Origin of the sequence: Sphingomonas echinoides ATCC 14820 (genome assembly GCF_000241465.1) — a bacterium.
Taxonomy (GTDB): Bacteria; Pseudomonadota; Alphaproteobacteria; order Sphingomonadales; family Sphingomonadaceae; genus Sphingomonas; species Sphingomonas echinoides.
In genome coordinates, this window is sequence record NZ_JH584235.1 from 3,882,580 (window position 1) to 3,889,807 (window position 7,228).

A 7,228-nucleotide genomic window follows, 5' to 3' on the forward strand; every position below is an offset into this window, starting at 1 on the left:
AATGCTAAGGCGTTGGGAATCCTGGTATTACGCGGCCGGTGATCTTGGCTTCAATTTCGTGTGGCAGTCGATCGAGCTCTACCTGCTGTTTTATTATATTCGCGATCTGGGCATGGCACCGGGCATTGCCGCAGGCATCTTCCTCGCGGGTGCTGCGGTCGATTGGGTGACCGATCCGCTGGTCGGCGCAGTGGCCGATCGGCTCGCGCCGCGGGTTCCGCTGCGCGCATGGGTGTCGGTCGGCGGCCCGCTTTCGGTGTTGCTCTTATGCTTGGCGTTCGCGCCGCCGCCGGTCCCTGCGGCCTGGATCCCGGGATATGCGCTGGTGACCTATTTGGGGCTGCGCTTTGCCTATGGCATCGGCAATATTCCCTATGGTGCGCTGACGGCGCGCATTTCGCCCGATGCGAACGATCATTTGGTGTTGACCAGCGCACGGATGCAGGGGGCGGCGCTTGGTGGCCTGATCGCGGCGCTGACATACGCGTTGCTGCCAACCGGGCGAGTCGGGGGGGCGGATTTTCGGTTGGGCGCGCTGATTCTCGCCGCCTTGGCGATGCCTGCCTTTCTGGCGACCAGCTGGGGCACGCGTGAGCGGGTGGCACCTCCGGCCACCGCCCGCCTGCATCTGGGCCGTACCATCGCCGAGATGTTTACGCTGGTCGCGCGATCGTCCGCGCTGCGGCGGTTGATGGCCACGATTTTGATGGTCGGGCTGGCGGTCACCCTGCTCAATAAATCGCTGTTATTTCTGTTCGATCAGGTGGGGGCCGCCGATATCGGCTATTATGTCGCGCTAACGCCGTCTTTGTCCTTGTTGCTGACCGCGCCGCTGTGGAGTCGACTGGCCGAGCGCATCGGGCAGGCGCGGACCTTGCGCCTTGGCGCGGTCCTGTTGTTTCTCGCGGTCGTGTTGGCCTCGGTCAGCCGGGGGCTGGCCCCAATGCTGGTGTGGATTACGCTGTCGATCATCGCGGTTCAGGGCATGTCGGTGATGTTCTGGTCGCTCGTCCCCGGTGCTGTCGCGGCGTGCGAGCAGGAGGCGCATGCCGCCGGCTATGCAGTGCGCGTTTATGCGGTGGCGACGATCACGCGCAAACTGGCCCAGGCGCTTGCTCCGCAATTGATCGCGCTTGCGCTGTTCGCGCCGCGAGGTTCCATCCTCATGATCCTGGCAGCGGTCGCCTTTCTCACCGTTGCGGTGGTGGTTCTTTTCCCGCCCGTGGAGGAGCGATCGATCCTCCACAGGCCTTGACAGCGCCTTGTCAACGTTGTCAACAACGCCCCACGGATCCACCGTTCAGGGGATGACCGGATTTCTGGAGGAGGGGGCATGATCCCGAGGCTTGCAGTTTGCGCTGCATTTTCCGTTGTGGCTGGCGCAACGGCTTTGCCGGCCGCGGCACCGGTGGCAAACCCCGTGGTTCACCCAGCACTTTGGCCCGAGGCCGTCTGGCCGGTTGCGACCAAGCGCGACGACGAGGCGCGGATCGCTGCCTTGCTCCAGCACATGACGGTTGAGGAAAAGGTCGGCCAGGTGATCCAGGCCGACATTGGCAGCGTAACGCCCGACGATGTCCGTCGCTATCATCTCGGATCGATCCTCAATGGCGGCAATTCCGGGCCGGGCGGCGATGACTTTGCGCTTGCGCCGAAATGGCTGGCCTTGGCCGATGCCTTTTATGAAGCGTCGGTCGATCGGTCGGCGGGCGGATCGGGCATCCCGATCCTGTGGGGGATCGATGCCGTCCACGGCCATAGCAACATCATCGGCGCGACGCTGTTTCCGCAGAATATCGGGCTGGGGGCGATGCGCGACCCCGCCTTGATCGAACGGATCGGTGCCGCAACCGCCGCTGAAATTCGCACCACCGGCCAAGAATGGACCTTCGCCCCGACCATCACCGTGCCGCAGGACTATCGCTGGGGGCGGGCCTATGAGGGCTATTCTTCGAATCCCGATCTGGTCGCGAGTTATGTCGGGCGGATGATCGTCGGCCTGCAGGGCAAGCCCGATGGCAGCCGCATCCTGGCGGGTCCGCACGTGCTGGCGAGCACCAAGCATTTCCTCGCCGATGGCGGCACCTTTGAGGGGCATGATCAGGGCGATGCCAAGATCAGCGAGACCGACCTGCGCGACATCCACGGCAAGCCCTATCTCCCCGCGATCGGTGCGGGTGTCGCAACCGTGATGACCAGCTTCTCGAGTTGGCAGGGGCAAAAGATCGCGGGCAATAAAGGGCTGGTCACCGATGTGCTGAAGGGCCGGATGCATTTCGGCGGCTTCGTCGTCACCGACTGGAACGCGCATGGCCAGATTGCCGGGTGCAGCAACGAAAGCTGCCCGCAGGCGATCAACGCCGGGGTCGACATGTATATGGCCCCCGATAGCTGGCGTCCGCTTTACGCCTCTTTGCTCGCGCAAGTGAAAGACGGCACGGTGCCGATGTCGCGGCTCGACGATGCCGTTGCGCGCATTTTGCGCGTGAAGTTCCGGCTCGGGCTGTTCGAGGCGGGCAAACCCTCGACGCGTCCGCTTGCGGGCGACTGGAACGTGCTTGGCGCGGCGGCGCACCGCGCGGTGGCGCGCGAGGCGGTCGGCAAGTCGCTGGTACTGCTAAAGAACAGCGGTGTCCTGCCGCTGAAGCCGCAGTCCAATATTCTGGTTGCGGGCGACGGGGCTGACGATATTGCGCGGCAATCGGGTGGCTGGACGATCACCTGGCAAGGCACCGGGCTCGACAATAGCAAATTCCCCGGCGCGACCAGCCTGTGGGCGGGCATTGAAAGCGCGGTCAAGGCGGGCGGTGGTCATGCCGAACTCGCGCCCGACGGCACCTTCAAGACGCGACCCGATGCCGCGATCGTGGTGTTCGGCGAAACGCCCTATGCCGAGTTTCAGGGCGACATCAAATCGCTGCAATTGCGCCCGGATTTGCGCGGGCCGCTGGAGACGATGCGGCGGTTGAAGGCGCAAGGGATTCCGGTCGTGGCGGTGATGCTGACCGGGCGCCCGCTGTTCGTGAACCCCGAGCTGAATGTCGCTGACGCGTTTGTCGTCGCGTGGTTGCCGGGCACCGAAGGGGCGGGGGTGGCCGACCGCTTGTTCGCCGCCAAGACCGCCGCCGCACCGTTCACCGGCAAATTGCCCGCCGCCTGGCCGATGACCGCCAAGCCCGGCGACGCGCCACTGTTTCCGTTCGGCTATGGGCTGAGCGGACGCGAAGCCACCTCCGCGTGGAAGCCTTTGTCGGAGGATCCCGGCGTCACCGACGCCGGCACCGACGGCGTCTATTTCGCGGCGGGGCGGCCCACCCCCGGCTTCTCGCTGCAGATCGGCGACGGCACCGGTTCCGGGACTCGCATCGCCACCGTGCCCGCGCAGGCGCTGGGCGGACGGGTGACGGTGACGGCGGTCGATTATGGCGTGCAGGAAGGGGCTCGGCACTTCTCGCTGGCAGGCGGCGGCCCGCAGACGATCGCCTTGCAGGCGACCGATCCGCTTGATCTCGGGCGCGAAACCAATGGCGATGTGATGCTGGTCACGACGCTGCGGGTCGATCGACCGGTTGGCGCGGACGTGACCTTGGGGGTCGCGTGCGGCGGGGGAGGGTGCGGTGCGACCGTTGCCATTCCGGCGGCGGCGCTGCCCGTCGGGAGCTGGCGCTCGATCGCGGTTCCGTTCAAATGCTTTGGCAAAGCCTCTGAGATGACCCGGATCGCCGCGCCCTTCGTTTTGCGCACCGCGTCGCCCCTGGAAATCAGCGTGGCGCGCGTCTCGACCGGGATGGTCGCCGATACGGTATTGCGGTGTGGCGGCTCTTGATCCGAGACTGTCCGCAACATCCGCGGGCAAATTCTGCGTCGGCACCGTCCAACGATCGCTGAGAATGCGTTGACCTGTCGGCTACGAATGTGCCAGTGGCACAGGATCGACGACGCGGCGCGCGGTAAGGGGGGCATTCCCCCTTCGGATCGCTCGCCAGGCGGTCGGTTTGCGGGTGTAGCTCAATGGTAGAGCAGAAGCTTCCCAAGCTTACGACGAGGGTTCGATTCCCTTCACCCGCTCCAACTCCTCTCTGAAATAGGCTCGTGCGCGTCGCCGGACGCTGTTGGACAGGCGTTGTCTTCTCCATCGCGCCTCGCGTTCAATCGCTGCAGGCGCAAGGCCTTACGATTTGAATCGACACGCGCTATCGGGTGCGCAAAGCGAGGATGAGGAGAGGCACATGATAGGCCAGATGGATTTCGCGCTGGGCGAAACCGCGGACATGATCCGCGATACGACTCAGCGCTTCGCAACCGACCGGATCGCGCCGATCGCGGCCAGGGTCGATGCCGAGGATTGGTTCCCGCACAGCCTGTGGCCCGAAATGGGCGCGCTCGGCCTGCACGGCATCACCGTGGCGGAGGCCGATGGCGGGCTTGGTCTGGGCTATCTCGACCATGTCGTGGCGTGTGAGGAGATCAGCCGGGCTTCGGCCTCGGTCGGCCTCAGCTATGGCGCGCATTCCAATCTGTGCGTCAACCAGATCGCACGCTGGGCCAATCCGGAGCAGAAGGCGAAATATCTGCCCAAGCTGATTTCGGGCGAGCATGTCGGCAGCCTTGCCATGTCCGAAAGCGGTGCCGGGTCGGACGTGGTCGGCATGAAGCTGAAGGCGGACAAGGTGCAGGGGGGCTATGTCCTTAACGGCACCAAATTCTGGATCACCAATGCGACTTATGCCGATACGCTGGTGGTCTACGCCAAGACCGGCGAGGGCAGCCGCGGCATCACCACCTTCCTGATCGAGAAGGACATGCCGGGCTTCGCGATCGGCCAGAAGATCGACAAAATGGGGATGCGCGGCAGCCCCACCGCCGAACTCGTCTTCACCGATTGCGAGGTTCCGGAAGAAAACATCATGGGCCCGGTCAATGGCGGGGTCGGCGTGTTGATGAGCGGGCTCGATTATGAGCGCACCGTGCTCGCCGGCATCCAGCTCGGCCTGATGCAGGCGTGCCTCGATGTGGTCGTGCCCTATGTCCGCGAACGCCAGCAATTCGGCAAGCCGATCGGCGCGTTCCAGCTCATGCAGGGCAAGATTGCCGACATGTACGTCGCGCTCAATTCGGCGCGGGCCTATGTCTATGCCGTGGCGCGCGCCTGCGATGCGGGCAAGACCACGCGCTTCGATGCCGCAGGCGCGATCCTGCTGGCGAGCGAAAATGCCGTGCGCGTTGCCAATGAAGCGGTGCAGGCTTTGGGCGGCGCGGGCTATACCAAGGACTGGCCGGTGGAACGCTATTACCGTGATGCCAAGCTGCTCGACATCGGTGCGGGGACCAACGAAATCCGCCGGATGCTCATCGGCCGCGAACTGATCGGGGCGGCGTGATGGGGTGTGTGGTGCGCACGGACGTACACTCCCTCTCCCTTTGGGAGAGGGAAGGGGCCCGCTCGGCACCGCCGAGGGGGAAGGGTGAGGGCGATCCGAACATGGCGTCGGTCACCCTCACCCTTCCGCCGCTTCGCGGCTCCCTCCCTCTCCCGATGGGAGAGGGGCTGTGACCGCGCCTGTTCTCACCTCCGCGCTATCCCCCGACAGCGAAGCCTTCCGCGCCAATGCCGCGCATAACCGCGCGCTGGTCGAGCGGCTGCGCGGCGATGTCGCGCGGGCCGCGCTTGGCGGGAACGAGAAGTCGCGCGAGCGCCACACCGCGCGCGGCAAGCTCTTGCCCCGCGATCGCGTCGAGCGGCTGCTCGACCCGGGTTCGCCCTTCCTCGAAATCGGCCAGCTCGCTGCCAATGGGCTCTATGACGATGAGGTCCCCGGTGCAGGCGTCATCGCCGGGATCGGGCGCGTGTCGGGCCGCCAGTGCATGATCGTCTGCAACGACGCGACGGTGAAGGGCGGCACTTATTACCCGCTGACGGTCAAAAAGCATCTGCGCGCACAGGAGATTGCCGAGGCCAACCACCTCCCGTGCATCTACCTGGTCGACAGCGGCGGCGCGAATTTGCCGCACCAGGCCGAGGTCTTCCCCGACCGCGATCATTTCGGGCGGATCTTCTTCAACCAGGCCAATATGAGCGCCAAGGGCATCCCGCAGATCGCCTGCGTGATGGGGTCCTGCACGGCGGGTGGCGCCTATGTTCCCGCCATGTCCGACGAGACGATCATCGTGCGCGGGCAGGGGACGATCTTCCTCGCCGGGCCGCCGCTGGTCAAAGCCGCGACCGGCGAGGTGATCTCGGCCGAGGAACTGGGCGGGGCCGACACGCATGGGCGACGCTCGGGCGTGGTCGATCATGTTGCCGAAAATGACGAGCATGCGCTGACGATCGTGCGCGATATCGTCTCGACCCTGGCACCGCCGGTCCAGGCGGGCGTGAACCTCAAGGATCCGCGCCCGCCGCGCTTCGATGCCGAGGACCTGTACGGCATCGTGCCGAGCGACGTGCGTGCGCCCTATGATGTGCATGAGATCATCGCGCGGCTGGTCGATGGCAGCGAATTTCACGAATTCAAGGCGCTCTACGGCACGTCGCTCGTCTGCGGTTTCGCGCATATCTGGGGCATCCCCATCGCGATCCTTGCTAATAACGGCGTGCTGTTCAGCGAGAGCGCGCAGAAGGGCGCGCATTTCATCGAACTCGCCTGCCAGCGGCGTATTCCCTTGCTGTTCCTGCAGAACATTTCGGGCTTCATGGTCGGCGGCAAATATGAGGCGGAGGGCATTGCCAAACATGGCGCAAAGCTCGTCACCGCTGTCGCCACCGCGACCGTGCCCAAGATCACCGTGCTGATCGGCGGCAGCTTTGGCGCTGGCAATTACGGCATGTGCGGACGGGCCTATAGCCCACGTTTCCTGTTCAGTTGGCCCAACAGCCGGATCAGCGTGATGGGCGGCGAACAGGCCGCGTCGGTGCTGGCGACGGTCCACCGCCACGCAGACGGCTGGAGCGAGGCGGAGGCCGAGTTTTTCAAGGCACCGATCCGCCAGAAATATGAGGATGAGGGCAACCCCTGGTACGCCACCGCACGGCTGTGGGACGATGGCATCATCGACCCGGCGCAGACCCGCGACGTGCTCGGCCTCGCCTTTGCCGCCACGCTCAATGCCCCGATCCCCGAGCGCCCGGCGTTCGGCGTGTTCCGCATGTGATGGGGATGAGGTGCCGTCTCGATCCTCCCCGACACGGGGAGGGGGACCATTTGCCTCTTCTGGCAAATGGTGGAGG

At 65.2% G+C, this 7,228-nt stretch carries 4 protein-coding genes and 1 tRNA gene; all 5 read left to right on the forward strand.

All coding sequences use genetic code 11. The features are described 5' to 3' along the window. Position 1: 1 nt before the first annotated feature. The 5 genes from ON00_RS17960 to ON00_RS17980 all read left to right on the forward strand — a co-directional run bounded on the left by ON00_RS17960 (position 2) and on the right by ON00_RS17980 (position 7,152). Positions 2–1,255 (forward strand): MFS transporter, encoded by a 1,254-nt coding sequence (locus ON00_RS17960; RefSeq protein ID WP_010408369.1) that lies wholly within the window; start codon positions 2–4, stop codon positions 1,253–1,255. A gap of 165 nt (positions 1,256–1,420) precedes the next feature. Then, complete coding sequence (locus tag ON00_RS17965) at positions 1,421–3,826, forward strand: glycoside hydrolase family 3 protein (protein ID WP_245535604.1); 2,406 nt, start codon at positions 1,421–1,423, stop codon at positions 3,824–3,826. 171 nt (positions 3,827–3,997) lie between these two features. After that, positions 3,998–4,071 (forward strand) — tRNA-Gly (locus ON00_RS17970). 158 nt (positions 4,072–4,229) lie between these two features. Further along, a complete protein-coding gene (locus tag ON00_RS17975; protein WP_029623097.1) occupies positions 4,230–5,381 on the forward strand; it encodes an isovaleryl-CoA dehydrogenase in 1,152 nt (383 codons plus the stop codon). 169 nt (positions 5,382–5,550) lie between these two features. Beyond that, positions 5,551–7,152: a carboxyl transferase domain-containing protein gene (locus tag ON00_RS17980; RefSeq protein WP_010408375.1), complete on the forward strand. Its 1,602-nt coding sequence runs from the start codon at positions 5,551–5,553 to the stop codon at positions 7,150–7,152. Positions 7,153–7,228 lie beyond the last annotated feature (76 nt).

Excerpts from the sequence above, each read along its gene's own strand:
- ON00_RS17960 (WP_010408369.1), top strand. The coding sequence starts at position 2 with ATGCTAAGGCGTTGGGAATCCTGGTATTACGCGGCCGGTGATCTTGGC.
- ON00_RS17975 (WP_029623097.1), top strand. The coding sequence starts at position 4,230 with ATGATAGGCCAGATGGATTTCGCGCTGGGCGAAACCGCGGACATGATC.